Genomic DNA, 24,058 nt, shown 5'->3' on the forward strand with positions numbered 1-24,058 from the left:
CAGCTGCGGCCGAAGAGCCTGCGACCTGCCGCGGGGTGTCACCGACGTCGAAGGCGCTCTTCAAGACCGCGGTCGACTCGATGGACCCCGAGTACGGATCGGGAAGCAACATCGCCGGGCTCGGGATGGTGTTCATCCTGGGTATCGCGGTGCTTGCCCTGGGTGTGGTCGTCATGTTCTACATGCGGTGGCGCTACCCGGCCTTCTTCCAGGGGCCACCTTGCGCCGAGCCAAATAGCCCGATGCATGCTAGACTTCTTGATCCGGTCGTAATCCGCCAACGCCCGCCGACGGGACTCGGAGAGGTCCTCGAGGGGCTCGGGATAGTCGGGAAGTGCTGCGTCCGGGACCCAGCGGGAGACATACCGGCCATTCGCGTCGAAGCGCTTGGCTTGGGTTTGCGGGTTGAAGATCCGGAAGAACGGTGAAGCATCGGCGCCGGAACCGGCCACCCATTGCCAGTTCGCCGGGTTGGACGCCTGATCGGCATCCACCAGGGTCTCCCAGAACCATTGTTCCCCGACCTGCCAATGCACCCCCATGTTCTTGGTCAGGAAGCTGGCGACCAGCATCCGCACGCGGTTGTGCATCCACCCGGTTTCCCACAGCTGACGCATGCCCGCGTCGACCATGGGCAGCCCGGTGCACCCCGCCTTCCAGGCGTCCACGGGTTCCTCCGAGACGGCCTGCTCGGTGGTCGCCGTCGGGCTGCGGATACCGCGCAGCCGGGCCGGTGTGGCCGACCCGGGTTCCGTCGGCCATCTCCAGTCGAAGCCGTCGAAGACCCGCCGTAGGTTCGCTTGGGCCAATTCCGGGTGGTGGAAGAGCTGATGCCAGCAGAACTCGCGCCATCCCACCTGCCGCAGAAAGGCCGCAGCGCCAGCCGTGCTCGGGCCGGGAGCCTCGGAGAGGGCATGCCAGAGTTGGAAGGGGCTGATGTGTCCCCAGCGAAGATACGGCGACAGTCGACTGGTGCCGGCGATGCCCGGAAAATCATGCCCCTCTTCGTAGTCGGCCACGGCCTCCTCGCTGAACTCCTCCAGCAAGCGCCAGGCGGCGGCCTCTCCGGGGCTCCAATGGGTCGCGAGTTTTTCCGGCCAGGTGGAACCGGCAGGAACCAGTGTCCAGGTAGCCAGATCGTCCGAACCGATTGCGGGGATCTCCTTTCCCGGCCGCGGATCACGTGGGTTGGCGCCAACTGACGGGGCTTCCATCGGGTGTCGGAAGTCCAGTTTCTTGAGCTGGTTCCAAAACGGCGTGAACACCCGGTACTGTCCGCCCTGACCGGTGGTGACCTTCCATGGTTCGTGAAGGAGCGAGGCCTGGAAGCTCTCGGCATGGACTCCGGCGACCCGGCTGTTCTCCTTGACCGCCGTATCCACTGCCCGTTCTGGTTCCCAGTACCTGCGGTTCCAATAGATGCTCTCCGGTTTCAGCTCCTGCACCAGAGCCGACATGACCGTGGCGGCCGGGCCACGGCGCAACACCAATTGGATGCCCCGGTCCGCGAGATCGCTGTGCAGACCGGTCAAGGCCTGATGCAGCCACCAGCGGGCGGCCCCACCCAGTGGGCGCAGCCCCTCGGATTCCTCGTCGAGGATGTAGACGGCCACGACCCCGCCGTCGTGGGTGGCCGCTAGGAGGGCGGGGTTGTCGGCGAGGCGTAGGTCGTCGCGAAACCACATGATCGAACTCATCGGATCCCCACATACCAGATCAGCAGCATGGTCACGCAGAACCCTGTGAAGTAGTTCAACCACAAAAAGCGGCGCCATCCACGGTTGGCGACCCCCGATCCGGCATCGTCAACACGCAGGAACTGCAGGACGTTGGCCGCATACGGCAAGGCCAACAGCCCGGCCAGGGGCCCGGGCCAAGCACTGGCTAGCATCAACAGTCCGGCGGCAACATAGGCAGCGGCAGCGGCGACGACGGTCGGGCGGGCGCCGAGCACGGTGCCCACCGAGCCCAGGCCCGCCTCACGGTCCGGGACGATGTCCTGCACCGACCCGAAGGCATGACTGGCCATCCCCCAAAGGAAGTAGGCCGCCAAAAGACACCACAGCCCGGGGGTGAAGGTGGCCCCGGCCAGGACCAGCCCGTACAGGGCAGGGGAGACGAAGTGGATGCTGGAGGTGGCCGAATCCAGGAAGGGGCGTTCCTTGAACCGGAACACCGGGGCGCTGTACGCATAGACGGCGAACAAGGACACCAGCAGGACCAGGTTGGCGGGCCAACCGCCCTGCGTGGCCAGGGCAAGGACGAAGGGCAGCGCGAACAACGCCGAGGCCCACAGGATCGTCCGGTGCCGGGTTCGATCCACCACCGCCCCTTCGGCCCCGCCCTTGCGGGGGTTCAGCAGGTCCGATTCGTAGTCGAAGACGTCGTTGATCCCATACATCGCCAGGTTGTACGGCAGCAGGAAGAACAGTGTCCCCACCGCCAGGATCCAGTCGATGCCACCGGTGGCCAGCAGGTAGGCAGCCGCGAACGGGTAGGCGGTGTTGACCCACGAGACGGGGCGGGAGGTGGCAATGAGGTCCTTCATGGGTCCTTTCGGGGACGGGGATCCAACAGCAACCAAGCCGAAGGCAGCAGGATGGCGGCCCCCAGAGGATAGGCGAAGTCCTCCAACGGAGCCAGACCGACCCTCGGCCCGGCCAGCGTCTCGGAGGAGTAGTCGAAAAGCCCTGAGCCGATCATGACGTTGTCGAAGACTGCCGTCAGGATCAACAGGGCGAAGACACCGACCAACATCGCCGTCATCCGACGGCGATCCAGCCGACGGGCCAGGATGGCCCAGAGCAGTGTCAGCAGGGACAGTCCCAGAAAGAAGTAGTTCAGTTCCAGATAGCTCACGAGCCCACCGGTCCTTCCTGCACGGTGGCCCGGTGGCCCGTCTTGTCCCGGAACAGGTGGCGAAGCCAGGCAACGCATCCGGTGAACGCGATCATGGTCTGGTAGCTCAGGAACAGCAGGAAGACCGGCTCCTCCAGGGGAAGCTGGTCGGCCAGCATGATGCCGGTCATCAAGGGGGAGTCGCGGTGCAGGAAGATGCCCGCGGCGATGGCCCATAGATCCCAACTCAGGAAATAGACGATGCCCAGGGCCAGGACGAGCGCCGCCTTCCAGGGGCGGGACCAGAAGAACAGGCCGAAGCGGGCATCGAGCAGCGTCATGCAGCCGAGCAGGAACAACAGGATCAGCAGATAGGTCATGCCGTTCTCGCCGGGGATTCGGCATTCGCCCTGATCGTTCGAGGCCCGGGCACCGGCAACGCGCCCCGGAACGTCTGCCCGCGGATGGCCTTGAGGACCAGTTCGGCGCTGATCATGCACATGGGGACGCCGATGCCGGGGCGGACGGAACTTCCGGCATAAAACAGACCGTCTACCTTGGCGCTGCGGATCCCCGGTCGCAGAAAGGCGCTCTGGCGCAAGGTATGGGCAGCACCCAGTGCGCTGCCCTTCCAGGCATTGAAGTTCTCCACGAAATCCCCGGGACCGTAGCTGCGCCGTACGACGATCCGCTCACGCAGGTCGGGGATCTCCGCCCAGTCGGCGAGCTGGTCGATGGCGGCGTCGGCCACCCGTTCCACCATGGGCGCCCCGGTGCCGTCGGCGCCACCGGCACCCCAGGCCTCAACGGCCGGGGAAGGGACGAGGATGAAAAGGTTCTCGTGCCCGGCCGGGGCAACGCCGGGATCGGTTTCGCTGGGTTTGCAGACGTAGATTGATGTCTGCGAGGCCAGGTCCTCCCCGGCGTCGATCCGGCCGAAGTTCTCCCGCCAGTCGGCGGTGAAGAGCAGGTTGTGGTGGACCAATTCATCGAGGTTTCCACGGATCCCCAGACAGACCAGTACCGCACTGGGGCCCGGGTCGCGCCGCCGCCACATCCGTTCGGGGTGGCTCTGCCTTCCGGGCGGAAGCAGCGTGGTCTCGACATGGTGCAAATCGGTGGCGGCCACCACGTCGGTGGCCTGGATTACCTGCCGGGCCCCGGCGGCATCGGAGTATTCCACGGTATCGACCACGGCACGCCGGCGGGACCCGTCACGGGTGGTGATCCGTTGCGCGGTGGCGTCGGTGATGATCGTGACGCCTGCGGCGCGTGCAATGGCTTCCATGGCATCGACGAGGGCGGCGAATCCGCCCTTGGGGTAGAGGACGCCGTCGGCGAGATCCAGGTGGCTCATCAGGTGATACATCGCCGGCGCCTTGAAGGGGGTGGTCCCCAGGAAGACCGCGGGGTATCCGAGCAACTGGCGTTGGCGCGGGTCGCGGAACCTTGCGCTGATGAAGGCGTTGAGGTTCGTGGCCAGCAGCCGGGCCATGTCCACCCCATGGCGGAGCACCATGGGGTGGGCCAGCCCCGCCAAGGTGCGGAAGTCGTCGTAGAGGAAGTGCTTCTTGGCCAGCGAGTAGGTCAGTTCCGCTGACTCGAGATAGGACCGCAGCTTCTGCCCGGACCCGGGATCCATGGAATCGAAAAGTGCCTCGACGTCGGCTCGGCCGGTGCGCACGTCCACCGGCTCCTGGTACGCCTCGAAGAAGGTGCGGTAGGCGGGGGCGAGCTTCACGAGGTCGAGTTGCTCGTCGGCACTGGTTCCCATGAGCCGGAACCAGTGGTCGATGACCTCGGGCATGAGGTACCAGGAGGGGCCGGTATCGAAGGTGAAGCCGTCGACCGCATGGCGTCCGGCCCGTCCTCCGAGTTGTTCCCCGCGTTCCAAAAGCGTGACGTCGTGACCGTCGCGGGCCAATAGGCCAGCGGTGGCCAGCCCCGCGATGCCGCCGCCGATGACCACGATCCTGCGGGTTGCTTGGCCCGTCGGGGACGAAGGGCCGGTGGTGGGGGCCGAGCCGGTGGGACCGCGCCTGTTTCGTCGTGCGGCCCGGGCGGCGGGGTCGTAGTAGCGTCGTGCGGCACGACGTCGGAATGAAGTCCAGCTCATCAAACTGCCTTTGCCTTGCGCGGGGACCGTGCTGCGATGGCACGCAGCGCGATCGAAGCTTTCTCGGCTCCCGGGACCCGGATCCTGCGTTGGAGCAGGTGCTCTGCGGGAGCTGCGTCAAGCCGATCGACCAGGGCCACGAACAGCCCGTGGGCCAAGCCAACGGCCCGCCGGGCGCCGGGGGCCAAAAGGGGAAGGCCCGCCTGCGCTTCGATGAGTTCCGAGCGGATCTGGGCGATCAAATGGTCCTTGGCCGCCTCGTCGAGGGGCGCGGTGCCGGAGGCGGCAACGTAGTTGCGTCCCAGTTCCTCGCCGTCGGCCGCCAGATCGCGCAGGAAGTTGACTTTCTGGAAGGCTGATCCGAGGCTGCGTGCCGCCCGTTCCAGTTCCTGGTCGTGGCCCTTGCTGGCTCCGGGCATGGTCTGGAAGACGCGCAGGCACATCAGTCCCACCACCTCGGCGGAACCATAGATGTATTCCTCCAATGAGTCGGCATCATGCCGGGTGACCGTCAGGTCGGCTCGCATCGACGCAAAGAACGGTTGTGTCAGGCTTGCCTGGATCCCGCAGTCCCGGGCCGTGCCGGCGAAGGCGTGGACCACCAGGTTGGTGCTGTACCCCGACAGCATCGCCAGCTCGGTCTCCTGTTCGAGGCGGTTCAATTGCTCGCCCACGGCGACGACATCCAGACCGGCGGCAGCCGCTGCGCCGTCCACCACTTCGTCGGCGACACGAACCAACGCATAGATGTTCTCGATGTCCCGGCGGGCCCGGGGGCCCAGCATCCGGCAGGCGAGACCGAACGAGGAGGAATAGCGGGAAATCACGACGCCGGCACTTCGGCCGGCCGCGTCGGAGTATTTGGAGAGGTCCTCGATGCTCATGACTACTTCTTCCGATTCAGGACATGTTCGCCGATCGTGGCGAGCTCGTCGAGGATCGCCGGAGTCAGCTCGAGACCCCGTGCCTCGTTCAAGGCGGAGGTGACCAACTTCGACGCGAGGGCCCGGGCTCGGGGTTCGGCGCCGCTATCGGCCAACGCCGAACGCACCTCCTCGATGCCGGCACGACCGGCAGCGTAGGCATCCCGGGCGTAGCGGAACCCGTGGTGGCCTTCCGCCTGGGCCGTCAGCACGGTGCGTTTGCCCGAGCGTAGGTCCGAGTCGATGGACTTGCCGGTCTCCTGGGGGTTCCCGAAGGTCCCCAGGACGTCGTCGATGATCTGGTAGGCGGTTCCCAGGTTCCGGCCCAACCCGCCCAACCGTGCCGCCAGACGTGGCGGCGCGCCAGCGAGCAACGCCCCGGCTTGCAGCGGGGCTTCGAAGGAGTAGATGGCGGTCTTGAGCCGTTCCATGTTCAGCACATCGGATTCAGGTGTCCTGGCCGGGGAGAGGGAGAACACCAGGTCATCGAGTTCCCCGGCGGCTGAAGCCAGGAGCGCGGAATGCACCACGTCGAGGATGGTGCGGGCGTTCGGGGAGCCGGCCGAGGCCAAGGCCGCCAGGCGAATGGAACCAGCCAGCAGGATGTCGCCGGCGATGATGGAGGCTGAATGTCCTGCATGTTCGGCGGTCCCCGAGGCATGTCCATGGGCCAGTGCATCGTCGCGATACCCGGCTCCCAGGGTCGGGACACCGCGACGGACGAAATCACGGTCGATGACGTCGTCGTGCATCAGCAAGGCGGCGTGAAGCATTTCGAATCCGGCACCGAGTGTGGCTGCTGCCTCGAGATCCCGGCCTCCAAAGGCCCGGAAGGCGACGTGGACCAGGTGGGGTCGCGTCCGCTTGCCGCCGTGCAGGGTGGCTTCCAGTCGCCGGCACAAGGCGTCGTAGTTCCGTGAGTTCAACCCCGGTGCCGCACGGTCCGCCCGTTGCTCCGCATCGAGTATTCGTTGCACCATCTCGTCGAAGGAGGGGGAGGCCTCCTGGGGCGAAGGCGCCATGCCGGTTGATTCAGGAGGCGGCCTCGTGCACACGCTTCCGGATGAGCCTGCGTGTTTCCACTCATGGAGTTCGGTACTCATGTCCCATCCTCCGTCTTCTTCGCCTTTGCGGTGGGGCCGGCGGTGGTGGGTCCGCCGGTTTCCTCCGACTGCTCCTGGTGTTCCTGGGCCATCGCGTCGATCCGTTCCTGTACGGCATCCGCTGCTCCCTGCAGATAGCGGGTGACGGCCTGCTGTTCCTTGTCGTCCATCTCCCGCACCAGGGAGTCGGTTTTCAGGATCATCGGCATGAGTTGCGCCATGGCCTCGCGTACCGAGGAGTCGGTGGGTTTGACCAGGACCCCGCGGCGGTCGGTGGGGTGGGGGACGCGTTCGGCATGGCCCGCTTTTTCCAGCCGGTCGATGACGCTGGTGATGGCCGCCGTGGTCAGGTGGAGGGCCCCAGCCAATTTCGAGGGTGTCAGCGGCCCCAGCTGCATGAGTTGTTGCATGGCCTGGAAATCGGTGTCGTTTGTTTTCAGGTGCATCCGCATGCGGTATTCCATGACGTCATTGAGCACCAGGATCCTGCGCAGGTGCACTGATGCCGGGTGCATTCGGCTCGCCGGGGAGGTGGGTTGCTCATTCTCTGCCATGGGTCCAGCCTTACTTGATAATAAGAAAATCTAGCTACATACTTGTGCATGAATCACCATTTGTCGAGTGCGACTCCTCTGGAGACGATGAAGCAGGAGCGAAGAATGCCGACCACGACAGCACGCTCGGGCACCCTGGCCCCATTGCTGACGGCTGCCGCCATGGCCTTGGCCATCGCCGGGGCCTTCCTCGGAAGCGGCGCCGTGGTCGGGACGTCGGTGCAGGATGTGGCGGACGGCTGGCTGTCAGCGGATGGCACCATCCTGGCACCGGGGTCGGGTGCCTTTTCGATCTGGAGCATCATCTATCTCGGCCTCCTGCTCTACGCCGTGGTCCAGTTCCTGCCCTCCCGGCGGGATGATGCCCTTCACCGCAAGCTCCGAGGATGGGCGGCGGCGTCCGGCCTGCTCAACGCCCTGTGGCTCGGGGTGGTCCAACTGGGATGGTTGGGGGTCAGCGTGGTGGTGATCTTCGCCCTTTTGGCCACGCTGTGCGTCATCCTGGTGATCCTGCGGCGCACCCCGGAGTCCAATCTGCTGGACCGGGTTGTTCTCGGTGGCACGTTTGGCCTCTATCTGGGGTGGGTGTCGGTGGCCGCAGTGGCCAACGTCTCGGCCTTGCTGGCCTCCTCCGGGTTCACGGGTTTCGGGCTTCCGGTGCCGGTCATCGCCGGTGCCGTCCTACTGGTGGTCGCAGCGATCGGCGTGGGAACCGCGGTGTACTCGCGCGGTCGGCTGGGACCCGGTGTGGCGCTGGCGTGGGGATTGGTCTGGATCACCGTCGGCCGCAGCGACGGCGGGCTGGAATCCACCCCCGTGGCCGTCACTGCGGCCAGTGCCGCAGCCCTCGTCCTGGTAGCCGTCGTGGCGGCACGACTGGTCACGCACGGGCCGGCAGCCGAGGTCGCGCGGTCGTGACAGCTGTTCGTTGAACCACCAGTTTTCAAGAGCACCACCGACGAAGGAGAAGCAGATGAGCCGCATTGCCGTGGCCGGAGCCACCGGATACGTCGGGGGCCGGTTGGTTCCGCTATTGCTGGAACGGGGGCACACCGTGCGGGTGCTGACCCGCAATCCCGCCAAGCTCCGCGATATTCCGTGGGCCCATCAGGTGGAAGTCGTCGAAGGGGCCCTCGAGGACGCCCGGGCCGCGCAGCAGCTGGTCGAGGGGGTCGACGTCATGATGTATCTGGTGCACTCCATGGGTGGGGACGCCTCCTTCGAACGAATCGAGCGTAGCTGTGCGCTCAACGTGGCCCAGGCCGCGCGCGAAGCTGGTCTGAAGCGGATTGTCTACCTCTCCGGGCTCCACCCCGAAGGTGAGCTCAGCCGCCATCTGGCCTCCCGCAAGGAGGTGGGTGAGATCCTCTCCACCTCGGGAACCCCAACGGTGGTCTTGCAAGCCGGACTACTGATCGGCTCAGGATCCGCCAGCTTCGAAATGGTCAGGCACCTCACCGACGTCCTGCCGGTCATGCCCGCGCCCCGCTGGGTGAGGAACCGGGTCCAACCCATCGCCGTCCGGGACGCGCTCTACTATCTGGTCAATGCCGCCGAGTTGCCCAAAGGGGCCGCCGGAACCTTCGATATCGGCGGGCCCGACGCCCCGACCTATTCGGAGATGATGCGCGGTTATGCCAAGGTCGCGGGTCTGCGCCAACCCTGGGTGATTGCGCTGCCCGTGCTCACCCCGTGGCTCGCCGGCCAGTGGGTCAATCTGGTCACGCCCATTCCCCGCGCACTGGCCATCCCGCTGGTGGAGTCGTTGCAGCATGACTGCGTGGTGAAGGACCGGCGCATCGATGATCTGATTTCTCCTCCCGAGGGCGGCCTGACCGGCTATGAGCGGTCGGTGGAGTTGGCTCTGATCAAGATCGAGGCGGGGGCCGTGGAGACGTCCTGGGCCAATGCCGAAGTACTGGCGGAGCCGGCCGAACCCTTGCCGAGTGACCCGGAATGGGCCCGGCGGACCGTTTTCACCGACGACCGGGAACGGGCCTCCGACGCTTCCCCCGAGCAGGTGTGGAAGGTCATCGAGGGCATCGGTGGCGATAACGGCTGGTACTCCATGCCCCTGGCCTGGTCGGTCCGTGGCTGGATGGACAAGCTGGCCGGTGGTGTCGGGCTGCGTCGTGGGCGCAGGAGTCAAACGAACCTCATGCTCAATGACGTCGTTGATTGGTGGCGCGTCGAGGCCATCGAGCCCGGGAAGTCACTGCTGTTGCGCGCCGAGATGAAGGTGCCCGGTGGCGCCTGGCTGGAGTTGAGGGTCGAGCCGGCGCCCGGGGGCGGAAGCATGTACCGTCAGCGGGCGATCTTCTTCCCCCGCGGCTTATGGGGTCGGCTCTATTGGCTGGGGGTTCTGCCCTTCCATGGGGTCATCTTCAAGAGCATGGTGGACCGCGTGGTCCGCGCAGCGCATCAACGCTCCGGGGCCTGAAACCCACTGCCTTTCGACGGATCAGGGTTCGTGGAGCAGGCCGGTGGTGCGGTAGGGGATGACCTCACGCAGGAACATCGACGTCGAGGTGCGCGTGATGCCCGGGCAGAAACGGATGACCTCACTGACCCGGTACAGGTCATCCGGGTCCGAGGCCACGACCCGGATGAGCAGGTCGGTGTCACCGGCCGGCGCGAAGCATTCGAGCACCTCGGGAATGTCCCGCAACGCAGCGATCGCCTCGTCCAGCTTGGACTGGTCCAATTCCGCGGAGACGGAGGCGGAGACCCCGCGGCCCAGGGCGGCAGGGGTGACGCGACTGCTGTTGGGACGCAAGGCACCCGAGGCTGCCAGCTTCTCGAGGCGGGATTGTACGGTCCCACGAGCCAGGCCCAGCCGCTGGGCCAGCATCATGATCGGGATGCGCGGGTCCTGGTCCATGGCGGCCAGGATGCGGCGATCCGTGGTGTCGAGTTGATATCGCTCGGGTGTCACCCGGTGCTCCTTTGCTGGGGTGCTGCGGATGGCCTCGGCCGGATGCCGGTCAAAATGACCAACGTTCTCCGCGAACGGAATCCAAGAGTAGTCATATTGATCAATCAAAATCAATACTGTTGCGCGGTCTGACCGGCGAATGGTCTATTGATGAGAGGAACTGGGCAATGCCACAAGCATTCGAAGGTCAGGTTGACGGTTCGGCGGCACCACCAGCGCTTCCGGAACGGTACGGCCCAAGAAGCCCCGCAACCAATAGTCCACTACGAGTATGGCCCGCGAGATTCCCCCAGAGGGAATCCTGCGGGCCTACGTGACGTGACCCCTGATTGTCCCCACGTGCTCCTAATGACTGGAAACGACGTCAAACACGGGCTAACTTCGAGATATGAGATTCATGCGTCTGGAAGACGTCGCCGAGGAGTTGAGCGTGAACATGCCCCAGGTTCGTTCGCTGGTCCGTAGCGGCGAGCTCCCCGCCATCAAGGTCGGCGGGCGGGGCGTCTGGCGCGTGGAGCGCAGCGAACTCGAGGCCTATATCGAGCGTCAATATGTCGCCACCCGCGAAGGGCTCAAACAGGACGGTGGCATCACCAGTGATGGAAGCCGCTAGGGGCAGCAAGCTCCCCGCCGTCGTCCCCTCGACGCTGCAGACCCCCGAGGTCCTGATCGACCTCGATATCCTTCGCCGGAACATCGACGCGCTGGGGCGGGCCGTTTCCGCACGGGGACAGCGACTGCGTCCCCATGCCAAAACCCATAAGATCCTGCAGATCGCGGCCATGCAGCGGGCCGCCGGAGCAACCGGACTCACCGTAGCGACCCTCGGGGAGGCCGAGGTCTTCGCCGACGCCGGCGTGGAGGACCTGTTCATCGCCTATCCGCTCTGGGTGGGCGAGCCGATGGCACCCCGATTGGCGGCACTGGCCCGACGGACCCGGTTGCGCGTCGGCGTCGATTCCCTCGAAGGAGCACGGAACCTGGCCTCCCGACTGGGCGAGGAAGCAGCTACGGCCGGCATCATGATCGAACTCGACAGCGGACACCACCGCAGCGGCGCGGATCCGCAGGAGGCCGCGTCCGTTGCCGTGGCGGCCCGCGAGGCCGGGCTGCGCATCGTGGGCTTGTTCACCTTCCCCGGGCACAGCTATGGCCCCGGCGCCTCCGCGGGCGCCGTGGACGACGAATCCCGGGTTCTGCGTCAGGCCGCCGGTTCGCTGCGGGCCGCCGGCTTCGAAGGGTTGGAGCTCAGTGGCGGTTCAACCCCGACGGCCTATGCCTCGGAGCCCGGCGCGGCCACCGAGGTCAGGCCCGGGGTCTATGTGTTCAACGATGCCCAGCAGCTGGAAATGGGCCACTGCGACGTCGGGGACATCGCGTTGACGGTCGCGGCAACGGTCGTCTCCCGGCGGGACCGCCCCGAGGGCGGTGGGCAGGTGGTGCTCGATGCCGGGTCGAAGGTCCTCGGAGGGGACCGCCCCGCCTGGGCCACCGGATTCGGGCGGATCCTGGGTGCCCCACGGGCGCATGTCTCGGCACTATCGGAGCACCACGGGACCGTGGAGTACCCGGCGGGAAGTCGGCTTCCGGGCCATGGGGAGGTCCTGCAGGTCATCCCGAACCACGTGTGCCTCGTGCCGAATCTCGTGGATGCGGTGACGGTGGTCCGGCGGAAGGACGGCAGGACCGGTCCGGAGGCCGGTTACGACATAGTCGACCGCTGGATCGTGGCTGCGCGCGGCCGCAATAGCTGAGCCGGGGCCGGCATGTTTTGTGTTGACCCCTTGGAGTGCGTTAAGCTGACGGAAGTGGTATCAGCGTGTGATTTCATGCGCGCGGGGCTTTAGCTCAGTTGGTAGAGCGTTTCGTTCGCAATGAAAAGGTCGGGGGTTCGATTCCCCCAAGCTCCACCACAGCGGAGTCCAGCCGGGTGTCACCCCGACTGGACTCTTTTTCTGCCCTTCGGCCGACCGGGTCCCGGGCTTCCAATGAGTTCACCTGCGGCTCCTGCCAGCTGGTTCGCCGCCGCCCACGGCTGGCCCGTGGGAAGGACGGCCAGGCATAATGCCTCGCCCGCGAAGTCGCAGGCAGCACCGCAGAAGATCCGGGCCATGGTTTCCCTGCCGCCGACCGGTGAAGCACCCGACCCTGCCCCCGTGGAGCCGAACCGCCTACGATGGAACCACCGTGCGATGTTGCACGCAGGACGGATGCGCTGAAGGGAGCCGAGCTGGCATGAGCAGCGAAGCCTATATCTATGACGCCGTGCGCACCCCGCGCGGTCGCGGTCGCCAGGGGGCCCTGCACGGGACCAAACCGATTTCGCTGGTCACCGGTCTGATCGATGCCCTGCGTGAACGCAATCCGGGGCTGGATGAATCACGCATCGACGATCTCATCCTCGGGGTGGTCACCCCGATCGGCGACCAGGGGGCCGACATCGCCCGGATCGCGGCCATCGCCGCCGGACTTCCGGACACCGTCGGCGGATTCCAACTCAACCGGTTTTGTGCCTCCGGACTGGAGGCCGCCAATCTTGCCGCCGCGAAGGTCCGCTCCGGCTGGGAACATCTGGTCATCGCCGGCGGCGTCGAATCCATGTCCAGGGTCCCCATCGGCTCCGACGGCGGGGCCTGGGCCTTCGACCCGGCCACCAGCTTCGACACCTCCTACGTCCCGCAGGGGATCAGCGCCGACCTCATCGCCACGATCGAAGGCTTCGACCGCAGGACCGTGGACGCCTTCGCCGCCAGATCACAGCAACGGGCTGCCGCGGCGTGGGACCACGGGTACTTCGAGCGGTCGATCGTGCCGGTGAAGGACCAGAACGGGGTGGCCGTCCTGGACCACGACGAGCATCTGCGCCGCGGGACCACCGTGGACACGCTGGCCTCGATCCGTCCCGCCTTCGCCCGGATGGGCACCGATGGCGGCTTCGATGCCGTCGCGCTGGAAAAATACCATTGGGTCCCGGAGATCGACCACGTCCATACCGGGGGCAACTCCTCGGGCATCGTCGACGGGGCCGGTCTGGTCCTGATCGGCTCCGAAACCGTGGGCGAGGACCTGGGGCTGACCCCGCGGGCGCGTATCACCGCAGCCGCGGTCTCCGGAGCGGATCCGACGGTCATGCTCACCGGCCCCACCCCCGCCACCCGCAAGCTGTTGGCCACCGCGGGGTTGGGCCCCGAGGACATCGACCTGTGGGAGATCAACGAGGCCTTCGCCGCCGTCGCACTCAAATACCAGCGTGACTTCGCCATCGCCGACGACCGGCTCAACGTCCACGGTGGCGCCATCGCGATGGGCCACCCCCTCGGTGCCACGGGGGCGATGATCCTGGGCACCATGGTCGATGAACTCGAACGCACCGGGCTCCGCCGTGCGGTGGTCACGTTGTGCATCGGCGGCGGCATGGGCGTCGCCACCCTGATCGAACGCAGCTGAACCGGAGGATGGACATGGAAGAGCAAGAGGCCATTCGCGAGCAGGAGGACGACGCCGGGATCCTCACCTGGATCCTCGATGCCCCCGGACGGACGGTGAACCTGCTCGATGCTGCCTTCATCGCCTCGATGACCCGACGGCTGGATGCCCTCGACGAACGCCGGGCCGCGGACCCCGCCTCCGTCGCCGGAATCATCCTCACCTCGGCGAAGAGCAGTTTCTGCGCCAGCGCCGATCTGGAGGCGATGGCCGCGGCGACCGCCGCGGATGCCCGGACGGTGGATGAGCTGGCCCGGGGGTGGGGCCGGTTGCTGCGCCGCCTGGAAACGACCGGGGTCCCCGTCGTGGCCGCACTGAACGGGGCGGCCATCGGCGGCGGCCTGGGGCTGGCCTTGGCCACCCACCACCGCATCGCCGTGGACGCCCCCGGCAACAGGTTCGGTCTGCCCGAAGTCGATTTCGGGATCTGCCCGGGCGCCGGAGGCGTCCTGCGCACCACCCGGCTGCTCGGCATCGAACGCGCCCTGGACGAACTGCTGCTCAGCGGAACCATCGTGGGCGCCCGGGACGGGCTCCAACTGGGCATCATCGACGAGTCGCTCGAGACCGAGGAACACCTGCTGCCGGCAGCACGACGGTGGATCCGGGAGCATCCCGTGGCGCGCCAGCCCTGGGACGCCGAGGGCTACGTCTTTCCCGACGGGGCACCGCAGGTTCCCACCGGACCCGGCCGGAACGCGTTGACCGAGATCCTGCAGTTCCTGCCCGCCCGACTGCGCGGCCGCCCGGACGCGCTGCACAACCCGGCGCCACGCGCCATCCTCGCCGCCGCCGTGGAAGGGGCACAGGTCGACGTGGAGACAGCCACCGCCATCGAGGCCCGCTACTACACGCAGACCGTCGTTTCGCCGGTCTCCACGGCGATGATCGGCCTGCGGCACACCGACCGCAAGGCGGCCGGACGCCAGGCCATCGACGCGACCACCGGTGCCGTTCCCGATGCGGTGACCTCCGCCGCTGCCCAGACTCCTGCCGCCGCGGGAACCGCTGCGGTGGTGGAAGACGAAGTCGGCGAGGATGCGCGGATGAGCGCCCCGGAAATGGCCCGGCGGATGGGAGCGGACCTCCTGGCGGCCGCCCGGGACACCGCACGGGACCTGGTGGTCGGGGGGATGTCAGCCATCTCCGTTGAACGGGCCGCCGAGAAGGCGGGGCTGGCGTCCCCGCTGTTCCAGGCCGTGGTCGAAAGCCTGCAGGAGCCGCCCCGCCGGGACGCCATCGCCCCGGCCCCCGAAGGAGGGCAGGAGGCCCCCGGGCTGTCCACCGATCCGGCCCAGACACGCCTGCTCTCGGCGATGGCCCGGGCCGGACGCAAACACCTGGAGGACCAGGGGCCGGCGATGGCCGCAGCACTGAACATCGCCTCGGTAGATGGTGCCGGATTCCCGGCGTGGACCGGTGGAATCACCCGCTGGCGTGAGGCCTAGAACTCCAGTGACGCCTCGTCGCTGACCGAGAGCGACAACACGGCTGTTTCGATGCCTTCATGGGCTTCGAGCTCACGTTCGAGCCGGCGCATCTGCCGGGCCACGTCCTCCTCCGGATCGTTTCCCACCAGATCCACTTCGGCGACCAGAAAAAGCCGGTCCGGTCCGATGTATTCCAGATGCAGGTAGGTGACCCGCTCGATTTCCCGATGCCGCTGCAGGGCCCGGCCGACCCGCGCCCGGATTTCCGGGGTGGAACTGGCGCCGATCAGGAACAACCGGATCCTGTCGATGAGCACCAACGCCACGACGGCCAGCAGCACGCCGATGACGATCGAGCCGGCCGCATCCCATCGGGCATCGCCGGTGACCTGGTGGAGGTAGATGCCGGTGCCGGCGGCGAGGAGACCGATCAGGGCGGCGAAGTCCTCCGCCACCACGGCCCGCAGGGTCGTATTGGAGGTCCGCAGCACCAGCTCGAACGTCGAGGTGCCCTGCGCTTGGGCCTTGCGCCGGGCCTGCACCACGGCCTGGGTGAAGGAGGTGCCCTCGATCAGGAAGGCCAGCCCCAGGATGAGGAAGGCGATCCCGGGGGACTCCACGGGGGCCGGGTTGCTGAGTTCCTGGAGCCCGTGCATGATCGAGAAGACGGCGCCGGCGGTGAAGATCCCCACGGCGGCGAACATCGACCAGACGTAGGCTTCCCGCCCGAAACCCAGCGGGTGCCTTGAGTCCTTCGGGCGGGCCGAACGCCGGTCGGCGATGAGCAGGAAGATCTCGTTTCCCGCATCGGCCCAGGAGTGGGCGGCCTCCGCGACCATGGAGGCCGAGCCGGTCACCACGGCAGCCACCGACTTCGCGATCGCCACCAGGATGTTGGCGATGAACGCGATGACCACGGTCATGTTGGCTTCCCCATGGTGCCAGTCTAGGACCGGGGACCGTGGGCCCGGCTGCGGTGTAGCCTAAGGCCAATGGCGCCAGGGCGGCGCCCCGATAAGGGATGTGGACCATGGCAACTGAGAAGGAACCCGTTCTGGGCGTACTGGGCATATCGCGAAAAGTCGACGAGCATCGCGTCCCCATCCACCCCGCGCACCTGGAACGCATCGATCCGGCATTGCGGGCCCGCATGGTTCTGGAGGAGGGCTACGGGGAGAGGTTCGGATATTCCGACGCCGATCTGACCACCCTGGTTCGCGGGGTATCGAACCGTACCGCTGTCATCGATGCCGCCGATACGGTCCTGCTGGCCAAACCGCAGGCCCGGGACCTCGAGGACCTGCACGAAGGCCAGACGCTCTGGGGGTGGCCGCATTGCGTCCAGGACCGCGAAATGACCCAGCTGGCCATCGACAAGAAGCTGACGCTGATCGCCTTCGAAGCCATGAACCACTGGGCCGGTGACGGCGGGTTCTCCCTGCATGTCTTCCATAAGAACAACGAGCTCGCCGGCTACAGCTCGGTCATCCATTCGATGGCCCTGACCGGGGTCACCGGGGACTACGGGCGCCGGCTCACCGCCGTCGTCATCGGTTTCGGGGCCACCGCCCGGGGTGCGGTCACCGCGCTGAAGGCCCACGGGGTGAGCGACATCCGGGTGCTCACCAACCGCAAGGTCGCCTCGGTGGCGGCGCCGATCCACGCCGCACAGATGATCCAATTCGACCACGACGGCGGCCCCTACCTCTCCGAGGTCATCACCGATGACCGGGGGCGGGTCCCGCTGGCACCGTTCCTGGCCGAAAGCGACATCGTGGTGAACTGCACCTTGCAGGACCCCAACGACCCGTTGCTGTATCTGCGCACGGAGGACCTGGGGGCGTTCGAACCGGGCAGCCTGATCATCGACGTCTCCTGCGACGCGGGAATGGGCTTCGACTGGGCCCGTCCCACCACCTTCGCGGAGCCGATGTTCACCGTTGGAAAGAACATCGACTACTACGCGGTGGACCACAGCCCGTCCTATCTCTGGAACTCGGCCAGCTGGGAGATCAGCGAGGCACTTCTGCCGTTCCTGCCCCTGGTCATGGGCGGTCCGGACGCCTGGGGAAACAGCGAAACCGTCACCCGGGCCATCGAGATCCGGGACGGTGCGGTCGCCAACCCGGCGATCCTCGAATTCCAGCACCGGGCGCTGGGGTACCCGCACGAGCCGGCCTGATCCCACCGGTGCTTGCACCCCGGCGGGGACGGGCCTACGTTGAAGGAAGGAGTCCCCATACCGGGGAAAAGCAGCATCAGCCGGGAGGTCATCATGGCAACATCGGACGGTACGGTCATCATCGGTGGGGGACTCGCGGCATCGCATGCCGCCCAGACCCTGCGCGAGCAGGGGTACTCCGGGAGCATCACCCTGATCGCCGATGAGGCGACCCCGCCCTATGAGCGTCCCCCGCTGTCCAAGGAGTTCCTCCAGGGCAAGCAGGACGCCGAGGCAGGCGTCGAGCACGACGCCGAATGGTACGCCGCGCACGAGGTGAACCTGGTGCTCGGTGGGCACGCCTCCGAGATCGACCGTCAACGTCATGTGGTGCGGCTGGATTCGGGGGATGAGTTCCCCTATGGCCAGTTGCTGTTGGCCACCGGCGCCGATTCGCGTCACCTCGACCTGCCCGGGACCGATCTGCCCGGGGTGATGATGTTGCGCCGGCTGGGCGATGCGCAGATTCTCAAGGACGCCCTGGCCGCCGGAGGGCGCCTCGCCGTCGTCGGGGCCGGCTGGATCGGCCTCGAAGTCGCCGCCAGCGCCCGGCAGGCCGGGATGGAAGTGACCGTGGTCGCCCCGAACAACACGCCGCTGGAAAACGTCATGGGCGAAAAGATCGGCGCACACTTCGCGGAGGTGCACCGCAGCAACGGGGTCCAGCTGCGCCTGGGCACCCAGGTGAAGGGCATCATCGAACGGGACGGACGGGCCGCCGGCCTGGACACCTCGGACGGCGAGGTGCCGGCCGACGTCGTGCTCATTGCCATCGGCGCCGTCCCGGCCACCTCCCTGGCGGAGGCCGCCGGGCTCGAAACCGACAACGGGGTGCTGGTGGACGCGTCGTTGCGCACCAGCGATCCCGATATCCTCGCCGCCGGGGACCTCGCCAACGCGGTGAACACCAAATTGGGCCGGCTGCGGGTCGAGCACTGGGACAACGCCATCCGGCAAGGTGAACTCGCGGCCAAGACCATCCTGAAGCATGCGGACCGCTACGACTGGCTGCCCTACTTCTTCACCGACCAGTTCGATCTGGGCATGGAATACGTCGGGCATGCCGGGCCCGGTGCCCAGGCCGTCGTCCGGGGGAGCCTGGACTCGGGGGAGTTCATTGCCTTCTGGCTCGAGGAAGGCGTCGTTACGGCGGCCATGAACGTGAACATCTGGGATGTCAACGACACCCTGCGTTCCATAGTGGGCCGCACGGTGGCTGAGGAGCGGCTGGCCGACACCGGGGTGGAACTGGCCGACCTCTGAGCCCCGGGGCGGGGCTCCGCGTCGTCGATGGTGCGGGAATGGAACGGGGTCCATAGACTGTTGTGGTCGATACGCGCCACGGACGGCAAAGAGGCACCTGGCCGGTCACCCTCCACCGCAGAACCCCGAAGGTAGGAACCGCCGCATGACCCACCCGCCACATAACACCATGCTTACCGGGCGTCCCCTGTTCATTGCCATGGTCTCGCTGGCGTTGGGCGGATTCGGCATCGGCACCACCGAGTTCGCCATCATGGGCCTGCTCCAGGAGGGGGCAACGGACCTCGGTGTCGGCAACGCCGACATGGGGCTGATGATTTCCGCCTACGCCCTCGGCGTCGTGGTCGGGGCCCCGCTGCTGACCGCCCTGGGGGCCCGGGTGGCGCATAAGACGATGGTGTCCTGGCTGATGGTGTTCTTCACCCTCGCCAACTTCTCCTCGTTCCTGGCCCCGACCTACGATTCGATGCTGGTGACCCGCTTCCTCTCCGGGCTGCCCCACGGGGCCTACTTCGGACTCGCCGCCATCCTCGCCGGGAACCTGGTCCCCGCCACCATGCGTGGCCGGGCGATCGCCTGGGTCATGATGGGCCTGTCGGTGGCCAACGTCCTCGGGGTGCCCGCGGTGACCTGGCTGGGTCAGCAGCTGGGGTGGCGGTGGATGTTCGCCTCGGTGGCCCTGGTCGGTGTCCTGACGTTGATCTGCATCCGCCTCTGGGTCCCCTACAACCCGATCCATGAGGGGGCGAGCATCCGCCGGGAACTGTCCGCGTTGCGCAGCGGACGGGTCTGGTTGGCGATGGCCACCGGCATCGTCGGCTTCGGGGGCTTCTTCGCCGTCTACTCCTACATCTCACCGACCCTGACCGATGTCACCGGTCTGGAAAAAGGGGCCGTCCCGCTGGTCCTGAGCCTCTACGGGATCGGGATGGTCCTGGGGAACCTGCTGGGTGGGAGGCTGGCCGACTGGTCGGTCCATGGCAGCATCTACATCGCCACCTCGGCCATGGTCGTGTTCATGAGCGCCTTCGGGGTCCTCTCGCCCTACCCGGTGCCCGCCCTGATCCTGGTCTTCATCCTCGGCGGTACCGGCTCCATCCTGGTGCCGAGCCTGCAGGCCCTGCTCATGGATTCGGCGCCGAAGGCCCAATCGTTGGCGGCCTCGTTGAACCACTCGGCGCTGAATGTCGCCAACGCCCTCGGTGCGGCCCTGGGTGCCGTGGTGATCAAACTCGGCTTCGGCTACCAGGCCCCGGCCTTCCTGGGGGCGGGCCTGGCCCTGCTGGGTCTGTGCCTGGCACTGCTGACCGCCCGGGTCTTCAAGGTCCGGGCGGCCGCCGACGCGGCCGCGGCGCAAATCCCGGCCGCCGGGGCCAACTAGACCCCAGGGGGCATCAGTTCGCCCGCGCCCGTGACCAGGACTCGATCTCCTCCAGGCTGCGTCCCTTGGTCTCGGGAACGAGCTTGACGGCGAAGAGCCAGCCCAGCGCACAGATGAGGGCATAGAGCCAGAAGGTCCACGACTTGCCGAGCGCGTCGAACAGGGACAGGAAGGTCAGCGACACCACGAAGTTCATGCCCCAGTTGCACATCAGGGTGGCGCTCATGGCCGAGCCGCGGATCCGCTGCGGGTAGACCTCGGAGGGCAGCACGAAGACGACGATGCCGACGCTGGCGCCGAAGGCGGCGATGTAGACGGCCAGACACACCATGGCGATCCACCCGGCCGAGGGGTCCAGGCTGTCGCCGTGGAGCACGAAGCCGAGGACGAGGAGCGTGATGCTCATGACGGCGAATCCGGTCATCAGCAGGATGCGACGCCCGATCCTGTCCACCAGGGACATGCCGACGATGGTCATGACGACGTTCACGGCCCCGATGCCCACGGTGCCCAGGATGGCGGTGGAGGCTCCGAGCCCGGTGGAGTTGAAGATCGTCGGGGCGTAGTAGATGACGCTGTTGATGCCGCTGGCCTGGCCGAAGATGGACACGCCTATGCCGGCGATCAGCGCCGGCCGGACCCACGGAGTGGTGAGGTCGCGCAGTGTGGACTTGGGTTCGAGGTCCTCATGCAGGGACCGGTGGATCTCCTGGAACTCGGTATCGGCCGTCTGCGGGTCCCGGAGCCGGCCCAATACGGTGCGGGCCTCCTCGGTCCGCCCCTTCTCGAAGAGCCACCGGGGGGTCTCCGGCAGGAAGAGCATCCCCACGCCCAACACGATCGCCGGAATCACGCCCAGACCGAACATCCACCGCCATCCGCCGTCGTAGGCGAACAGTGCGTTGGTCAGGTAGGCAGCCAGGATGCCGATGGTGATGAGCAGCTGGTTGGCCGAAACCAGCCGACCGCGGATCGCCGGGGGTGCTGCTTCGGCGATGAAGAGCGGAACCAGCACCGACGCGGCCCCGACCGCCAGACCCAGGACCAGGCGGGCGACGACCAGTAGTTCCGCCGTGGGGGCGAAGGCCGCCAACAGTGCACCAATCGTGAAGACGGTTGCCGCGGCGATGATGGTGTTCTTCCGTCCATGACGGTCCGCGAGGGGCCCGCATCCCACGGCGCCGATGATCGCCCCGACGAGGATGGAACTGACGACCACGCCTTCGGTGAGCGGTGTCAGGGAGAAGTCGTCGTTGATGAACAGCAGGGCCCCGGAGATCACCCCGGTGTCGTAGCCGAAGAGGAAACCCCCGACCGCTGCGATGGCACTGACCGCGTAGACCAGTTTGGGCGATTTCGGGGCAGGGTTCGTGCGGTCCCGGGATTCTGTGCGCATGGCGGCTTTCTTGAGAGATGGTCGGGACGCGGGCCGTGGGGCTGCCACGGCAGGCGAAGCACCTGGACGAGGTGGCCTGGTCCACCGTTTTCAGCCTACTGGTCCTGGTCCCCTCCGGAACAGCCAGCACCCTCCGGGGCCGGAAGGCGGCCCGGGGCCTAGCCGTGGGCGGCCGTGATGTTGAACATCCAGTTGATGCCGAACCCATCGGTCAGTTGTCCGAAGGAATCGCCCCAGGGGGCTTCTTCCAGTGCCATGGTGATGGTGGCGTCGGCGGCGAGCCGGTCCCACCAGCCGCGCAGGGTGTCCCCGTCGCCGCCCTCGGACCCGTCCGAACTCAGCGAGATGGTCCCGTTCGGGGTGGGATCGCATCCCGGGCCCGGATCACTGGCCATCAGGTGGATGCCCCGTTCGAGGAACAACGAGGAGTGCATGACTTTTTGGCTCTGTTCCGGATCCTTTTCGCCCATGCCCTCGGCGAAGGTCAGCACGCTCAGCTCGCCGCCGAAAACTGATTTGTAGAATTCCATGGCTTCACGGGCATTGCCGCCGAAGCTCAAGTAGGGGGTCATTCCGATGCTCATGGTGGTGCCCTTCGTCCGGGGGAACGGACACGGTGGTGTCCTCCACCCATCCTGCTGCCGCAGCGCGGGCTTGTGAAGGGGAGGGGTGCTCCTGCCGGTGGCGCTCCCGCGTGGGAGGCCCCGATTGGCGCATCACGGGGCCGGTGCTGTAGATTATTGAATCGTCCCGGACGTCGGAAGCCGACGGTGGGGACGACCTGCGGGGGTATGGCGCAGTTGGTAGCGCGTCTGCATGGCATGCAGAAGGTCAGGGGTTCGAATCCCCTTACCTCCACCACAGGAAAAGGGCTTCCCGGTTCATTGGAATCGGGAAGCCCTTTTTGTCTTTCCCGGGTTAGTGGCCTTCACCCTCGCGCTCGGCGTAGGGCAGGATGCTGGAGCCGTCGCCCATCGCGGAACGGGTGATGACTCCCAGCGAGCCGTCCTGTTGCAGGACCACTGCCTGGACGTCCGCCAGGGACCCCTGCCCCGATTGCCGGGCAGCGGTGTGCACATCGGCTTCCGTCAACCGGTGGCGGCGCAACGCCCGGTGCTGCAGTTCCTCGTTGTAGTAGAGCAGCACCGGGGGTGAGTCCAGGACACGGCGCATGACGTTCCAGCGCGCCCGGAGACCTGCCAGGGCCCACTGCACCCCGACGAGCAGCACCAGTGCTGCCACCGCCTGGGCGAGACTGACATCGACCGCCGTGACGGTGCGGCCGAAGGTGGACCCCAGGGTGACGGCGATGACGAAGTCCAACGGCGTCATTTTCGCCATGGTGCGCGGCCCGGTCCCCCGGAGCAGGATCACCAGCACGAGATAGCCGACGATGCCGATGAGCAGGGTATGTATGACCGGCTCCCAGCCGGTCCAGAAGTAACTCAAGTCCATTCGGACATTCTGGCATGGGGGTGGGGGATACTGTCGATATGAGGATACTGATCGTAGGCGCCGGGGCCACCGGTGGTGCTTTTGGTGCACGACTGCTGGAAGCAGGCCGTGACGTCACCTATCTGGTCCGGGCCGCCCGGGCCGAAGAACTCCGCCGCGGGGGGCTGCGGTTCATGGCCCCGGACGGTGACCGGGTCCTGCCCGTCCAGGTCATCACGGCCGGTCAGTCCGCCGGGGAATTCGATCTGGTCCTGCTGGCCGTGAAGGCCACCGGCCTCGACGCCGCCCTGGACGACGCGGCCCCGTTCATCGGCACCGGGACCACCGTCGTCCCCTTCCTCAACGGGATGCGCCATATCGACCTGATCCGGTCCCTGCCGGCCGGAATCCCGCTGGGCGGGTTGGTGAAGATCATTGCCGCATTGGGCGAGGAGGGTTCCGTGCGGCAAATGACGGACCTGGCCACCATGACCATCGGCACCTTCGACGGCAGTGCCGTGCCTGCACGGATCTCCGACACGCTGCGGGTCCCCGGGCTGGAGCTCTTCGAAACGAACGACGTGCTGCAGGCGCTCTGGGACAAGTGGGTGTTCATTGCCGCCGCCGGGGTCGTCACCTGCCTGTTCCGCAACAGTGTCGGCAACATCCTCGCCGCCGGGGGGCGGGCCCATATCGATGCCGCGATCGCCGAAACCGAGGCCGTCGCCGCGGCGGCCGGGCATCGCACGCAGACGGCCAGCCACGACCAGGCCGTCGGTCTGCTCACCGATCCCGGTTCGGCGTTCGTTTCCTCGCTCTACCGTGATGTGGTCTCCGGACACGCCACGGAGGCCGAACACATCCTGGGGGACCTCCAGGTGCGGGCCCGCGCCGTGGAGGTGGACACTCCGCTGGTGGATCTGACGTTGGTGCAGCTCCGGGCCGGCGGGCGGGCCGCGGCCGCACCGGCACCCTGAG

General features: G+C 67.0%; 24 protein-coding genes and 2 tRNA genes. 13 read left to right on the top strand and 13 right to left on the bottom strand.

All coding sequences use genetic code 11. The annotated features are described in order from the left end of the window. Positions 1-38 precede the first annotated feature (38 nt). From ACT3S2_RS02115 to ACT3S2_RS02150, 8 genes are all read right to left on the bottom strand, one after another. Positions 39-1,697: a cryptochrome/photolyase family protein gene (locus ACT3S2_RS02115; RefSeq protein WP_444561143.1), complete on the bottom strand. Its 1,659-nt coding sequence runs from the start codon at positions 1,695-1,697 to the stop codon at positions 39-41. Beyond that, positions 1,694-2,548, bottom strand: coding sequence for a prenyltransferase (locus ACT3S2_RS02120; protein WP_444561144.1), 855 nt, complete (start codon positions 2,546-2,548; stop codon positions 1,694-1,696). Before ACT3S2_RS02120 ends, ACT3S2_RS02115 begins: the two co-directional genes overlap by 4 nt. After that, complete coding sequence (locus ACT3S2_RS02125; protein WP_444561145.1) at positions 2,545-2,859, bottom strand: lycopene cyclase domain-containing protein; 315 nt, start codon at positions 2,857-2,859, stop codon at positions 2,545-2,547. The genes ACT3S2_RS02120 and ACT3S2_RS02125 overlap by 4 nt, the downstream gene beginning before the upstream one ends. Beyond that, positions 2,856-3,218, bottom strand: a complete 363-nt coding sequence (locus ACT3S2_RS02130; protein WP_444561146.1) for a lycopene cyclase domain-containing protein — start codon at positions 3,216-3,218, stop codon at positions 2,856-2,858. The genes ACT3S2_RS02125 and ACT3S2_RS02130 overlap by 4 nt, the downstream gene beginning before the upstream one ends. Next, positions 3,215-4,954, bottom strand: a complete 1,740-nt coding sequence (gene crtI / locus ACT3S2_RS02135; RefSeq protein WP_444561147.1) for a phytoene desaturase family protein — start codon at positions 4,952-4,954, stop codon at positions 3,215-3,217. Before crtI ends, ACT3S2_RS02130 begins: the two co-directional genes overlap by 4 nt. Next, entirely contained in the window at positions 4,954-5,838 is an 885-nt protein-coding gene (locus ACT3S2_RS02140) for a phytoene/squalene synthase family protein (RefSeq protein WP_444553846.1), read from the bottom strand. Before ACT3S2_RS02140 ends, crtI begins: the two co-directional genes overlap by 1 nt. 2 nt (positions 5,839-5,840) lie before the next feature. Next, on the bottom strand, positions 5,841-6,899 hold the full coding sequence (locus ACT3S2_RS02145) for a polyprenyl synthetase family protein (RefSeq protein WP_444553845.1): 1,059 nt from the start codon (positions 6,897-6,899) through the stop codon (positions 5,841-5,843). Positions 6,900-6,976: 77 nt separating this feature from the next. Then, positions 6,977-7,534: a MarR family winged helix-turn-helix transcriptional regulator gene (locus ACT3S2_RS02150; RefSeq protein ID WP_444553844.1), complete on the bottom strand. Its 558-nt coding sequence runs from the start codon at positions 7,532-7,534 to the stop codon at positions 6,977-6,979. A gap of 105 nt (positions 7,535-7,639) precedes the next feature. Between ACT3S2_RS02150 and ACT3S2_RS02155 the strand changes: the two genes are divergently transcribed. Together ACT3S2_RS02155 and ACT3S2_RS02160 are read left to right on the top strand one after the other, a co-directional pair. Beyond that, on the top strand, positions 7,640-8,452 hold the full coding sequence (locus tag ACT3S2_RS02155; protein ID WP_444553843.1) for a tryptophan-rich sensory protein: 813 nt from the start codon (positions 7,640-7,642) through the stop codon (positions 8,450-8,452). A 55-nt stretch (positions 8,453-8,507) separates the two neighbouring features. Then, a complete protein-coding gene (locus ACT3S2_RS02160) occupies positions 8,508-9,974 on the top strand; it encodes an SDR family oxidoreductase (RefSeq protein ID WP_444553842.1) in 1,467 nt (488 codons plus the stop codon). A 21-nt stretch (positions 9,975-9,995) separates the two neighbouring features. Here the strand turns inward: ACT3S2_RS02160 and ACT3S2_RS02165 are convergent, their stop codons facing one another. Continuing rightward, entirely contained in the window at positions 9,996-10,469 is a 474-nt protein-coding gene (locus ACT3S2_RS02165; RefSeq protein ID WP_444553841.1) for an Lrp/AsnC family transcriptional regulator, read from the bottom strand. 397 nt (positions 10,470-10,866) lie between these two features. Here ACT3S2_RS02165 and ACT3S2_RS02170 point away from each other — a divergent pair, with 397 nt between their 5' ends. The 6 genes from ACT3S2_RS02170 to ACT3S2_RS02195 all read left to right on the top strand — a co-directional run bounded on the left by ACT3S2_RS02170 (position 10,867) and on the right by ACT3S2_RS02195 (position 15,403). Next, complete coding sequence (locus tag ACT3S2_RS02170) at positions 10,867-11,082, top strand: helix-turn-helix domain-containing protein (RefSeq protein WP_086994207.1); 216 nt, start codon at positions 10,867-10,869, stop codon at positions 11,080-11,082. Continuing rightward, positions 11,069-12,223 (top strand): alanine racemase, encoded by a 1,155-nt coding sequence (locus ACT3S2_RS02175; protein ID WP_444553840.1) that lies wholly within the window; start codon positions 11,069-11,071, stop codon positions 12,221-12,223. The genes ACT3S2_RS02170 and ACT3S2_RS02175 overlap by 14 nt, the downstream gene beginning before the upstream one ends. 83 nt (positions 12,224-12,306) lie before the next feature. Further along, positions 12,307-12,382: transfer RNA gene (locus ACT3S2_RS02180), tRNA-Ala, on the top strand. Positions 12,383-12,457: 75 nt separating this feature from the next. Then, a complete protein-coding gene (locus ACT3S2_RS02185) occupies positions 12,458-12,688 on the top strand; it encodes a hypothetical protein (protein ID WP_444553839.1) in 231 nt (76 codons plus the stop codon). A 16-nt stretch (positions 12,689-12,704) separates the two neighbouring features. Then, the gene (locus tag ACT3S2_RS02190) at positions 12,705-13,916 is read left to right on the top strand and encodes an acetyl-CoA C-acetyltransferase (RefSeq protein ID WP_444553838.1); all 1,212 of its coding nucleotides are present in this window, start codon (positions 12,705-12,707) and stop codon (positions 13,914-13,916) included. A 14-nt stretch (positions 13,917-13,930) separates the two neighbouring features. Next, positions 13,931-15,403 (top strand): enoyl-CoA hydratase/isomerase family protein, encoded by a 1,473-nt coding sequence (locus ACT3S2_RS02195; RefSeq protein ID WP_444561148.1) that lies wholly within the window; start codon positions 13,931-13,933, stop codon positions 15,401-15,403. On the opposite strand, the gene ACT3S2_RS02200 is transcribed toward ACT3S2_RS02195, so the two are convergent. Next, positions 15,400-16,308 (bottom strand): cation diffusion facilitator family transporter, encoded by a 909-nt coding sequence (locus tag ACT3S2_RS02200; RefSeq protein WP_444561149.1) that lies wholly within the window; start codon positions 16,306-16,308, stop codon positions 15,400-15,402. The two genes, ACT3S2_RS02195 and ACT3S2_RS02200, sit on opposite strands and share 4 nt — an antisense overlap. Positions 16,309-16,415: 107 nt before the next feature. Here ACT3S2_RS02200 and ACT3S2_RS02205 point away from each other — a divergent pair, with 107 nt between their 5' ends. From ACT3S2_RS02205 to ACT3S2_RS02215, 3 genes are all read left to right on the top strand, one after another. After that, positions 16,416-17,567 carry a N(5)-(carboxyethyl)ornithine synthase gene (locus ACT3S2_RS02205; protein WP_444561150.1) on the top strand — a complete coding sequence of 384 codons (1,152 nt, stop codon included), beginning with the start codon at positions 16,416-16,418 and terminating at the stop codon, positions 17,565-17,567. A 93-nt stretch (positions 17,568-17,660) separates the two neighbouring features. Continuing rightward, complete coding sequence (locus tag ACT3S2_RS02210; protein WP_444561151.1) at positions 17,661-18,869, top strand: NAD(P)/FAD-dependent oxidoreductase; 1,209 nt, start codon at positions 17,661-17,663, stop codon at positions 18,867-18,869. Positions 18,870-19,014: 145 nt separating this feature from the next. Next, a complete protein-coding gene (locus ACT3S2_RS02215) occupies positions 19,015-20,250 on the top strand; it encodes an MFS transporter (RefSeq protein WP_444561152.1) in 1,236 nt (411 codons plus the stop codon). Between the two features lie 13 nt (positions 20,251-20,263). Here ACT3S2_RS02215 and ACT3S2_RS02220 read toward each other — a convergent pair whose 3' ends face one another. Then, complete coding sequence (locus tag ACT3S2_RS02220; protein WP_444561153.1) at positions 20,264-21,646, bottom strand: sugar porter family MFS transporter; 1,383 nt, start codon at positions 21,644-21,646, stop codon at positions 20,264-20,266. Between the two features lie 158 nt (positions 21,647-21,804). Next, entirely contained in the window at positions 21,805-22,230 is a 426-nt protein-coding gene (locus tag ACT3S2_RS02225) for a VOC family protein (RefSeq protein WP_444553831.1), read from the bottom strand. A 201-nt stretch (positions 22,231-22,431) separates the two neighbouring features. On the opposite strand from ACT3S2_RS02225, the gene ACT3S2_RS02230 reads away from it, so the two are divergent. Beyond that, positions 22,432-22,507, top strand: a tRNA-Ala gene (locus ACT3S2_RS02230). A gap of 57 nt (positions 22,508-22,564) precedes the next feature. On the opposite strand, the gene ACT3S2_RS02235 is transcribed toward ACT3S2_RS02230, so the two are convergent. Continuing rightward, positions 22,565-23,101: a DUF421 domain-containing protein gene (locus ACT3S2_RS02235; RefSeq protein ID WP_444553830.1), complete on the bottom strand. Its 537-nt coding sequence runs from the start codon at positions 23,099-23,101 to the stop codon at positions 22,565-22,567. Between the two features lie 38 nt (positions 23,102-23,139). Here ACT3S2_RS02235 and ACT3S2_RS02240 point away from each other — a divergent pair, with 38 nt between their 5' ends. After that, complete coding sequence (locus ACT3S2_RS02240) at positions 23,140-24,057, top strand: 2-dehydropantoate 2-reductase (protein ID WP_444553829.1); 918 nt, start codon at positions 23,140-23,142, stop codon at positions 24,055-24,057. The last annotated feature ends 1 nt before the right edge of the window (position 24,058 follow it).

The sequence above is a fragment of the Arthrobacter sp. AOP36-A1-22 genome (assembly GCF_052377615.1).
Lineage (GTDB): Bacteria > Actinomycetota > Actinomycetes > Actinomycetales > Micrococcaceae > Arthrobacter_H.

What these genes read in the sequence shown, in the direction of transcription:
- ACT3S2_RS02115 (WP_444561143.1), bottom strand. Translation starts at nt 1,697, where the DNA reads ATGAGTTCGATCATGTGGTTTCGCGACGACCTACGCCTCGCCGACAAC.
- ACT3S2_RS02120 (WP_444561144.1), bottom strand. Translation starts at nt 2,548, where the DNA reads ATGAAGGACCTCATTGCCACCTCCCGCCCCGTCTCGTGGGTCAACACC.
- ACT3S2_RS02130 (WP_444561146.1), bottom strand. Translation starts at nt 3,218, where the DNA reads ATGACCTATCTGCTGATCCTGTTGTTCCTGCTCGGCTGCATGACGCTG.
- crtI (WP_444561147.1), bottom strand. Translation starts at nt 4,954, where the DNA reads ATGAGCTGGACTTCATTCCGACGTCGTGCCGCACGACGCTACTACGAC.
- ACT3S2_RS02140 (WP_444553846.1), bottom strand. Translation starts at nt 5,838, where the DNA reads ATGAGCATCGAGGACCTCTCCAAATACTCCGACGCGGCCGGCCGAAGT.
- ACT3S2_RS02145 (WP_444553845.1), bottom strand. Translation starts at nt 6,899, where the DNA reads ATGGCGCCTTCGCCCCAGGAGGCCTCCCCCTCCTTCGACGAGATGGTG.
- ACT3S2_RS02150 (WP_444553844.1), bottom strand. Translation starts at nt 7,534, where the DNA reads ATGGCAGAGAATGAGCAACCCACCTCCCCGGCGAGCCGAATGCACCCG.
- ACT3S2_RS02155 (WP_444553843.1), top strand. Translation starts at nt 7,640, where the DNA reads ATGCCGACCACGACAGCACGCTCGGGCACCCTGGCCCCATTGCTGACG.
- ACT3S2_RS02160 (WP_444553842.1), top strand. Translation starts at nt 8,508, where the DNA reads ATGAGCCGCATTGCCGTGGCCGGAGCCACCGGATACGTCGGGGGCCGG.
- ACT3S2_RS02170 (WP_086994207.1), top strand. Translation starts at nt 10,867, where the DNA reads ATGCGTCTGGAAGACGTCGCCGAGGAGTTGAGCGTGAACATGCCCCAG.
- ACT3S2_RS02175 (WP_444553840.1), top strand. Translation starts at nt 11,069, where the DNA reads ATGGAAGCCGCTAGGGGCAGCAAGCTCCCCGCCGTCGTCCCCTCGACG.
- ACT3S2_RS02185 (WP_444553839.1), top strand. Translation starts at nt 12,458, where the DNA reads ATGAGTTCACCTGCGGCTCCTGCCAGCTGGTTCGCCGCCGCCCACGGC.
- ACT3S2_RS02190 (WP_444553838.1), top strand. Translation starts at nt 12,705, where the DNA reads ATGAGCAGCGAAGCCTATATCTATGACGCCGTGCGCACCCCGCGCGGT.
- ACT3S2_RS02195 (WP_444561148.1), top strand. Translation starts at nt 13,931, where the DNA reads ATGGAAGAGCAAGAGGCCATTCGCGAGCAGGAGGACGACGCCGGGATC.
- ACT3S2_RS02200 (WP_444561149.1), bottom strand. Translation starts at nt 16,308, where the DNA reads ATGACCGTGGTCATCGCGTTCATCGCCAACATCCTGGTGGCGATCGCG.
- ACT3S2_RS02205 (WP_444561150.1), top strand. Translation starts at nt 16,416, where the DNA reads ATGGCAACTGAGAAGGAACCCGTTCTGGGCGTACTGGGCATATCGCGA.
- ACT3S2_RS02210 (WP_444561151.1), top strand. Translation starts at nt 17,661, where the DNA reads ATGGCAACATCGGACGGTACGGTCATCATCGGTGGGGGACTCGCGGCA.
- ACT3S2_RS02215 (WP_444561152.1), top strand. Translation starts at nt 19,015, where the DNA reads ATGACCCACCCGCCACATAACACCATGCTTACCGGGCGTCCCCTGTTC.
- ACT3S2_RS02220 (WP_444561153.1), bottom strand. Translation starts at nt 21,646, where the DNA reads ATGCGCACAGAATCCCGGGACCGCACGAACCCTGCCCCGAAATCGCCC.
- ACT3S2_RS02225 (WP_444553831.1), bottom strand. Translation starts at nt 22,230, where the DNA reads ATGAGCATCGGAATGACCCCCTACTTGAGCTTCGGCGGCAATGCCCGT.
- ACT3S2_RS02235 (WP_444553830.1), bottom strand. Translation starts at nt 23,101, where the DNA reads ATGGACTTGAGTTACTTCTGGACCGGCTGGGAGCCGGTCATACATACC.
- ACT3S2_RS02240 (WP_444553829.1), top strand. Translation starts at nt 23,140, where the DNA reads ATGAGGATACTGATCGTAGGCGCCGGGGCCACCGGTGGTGCTTTTGGT.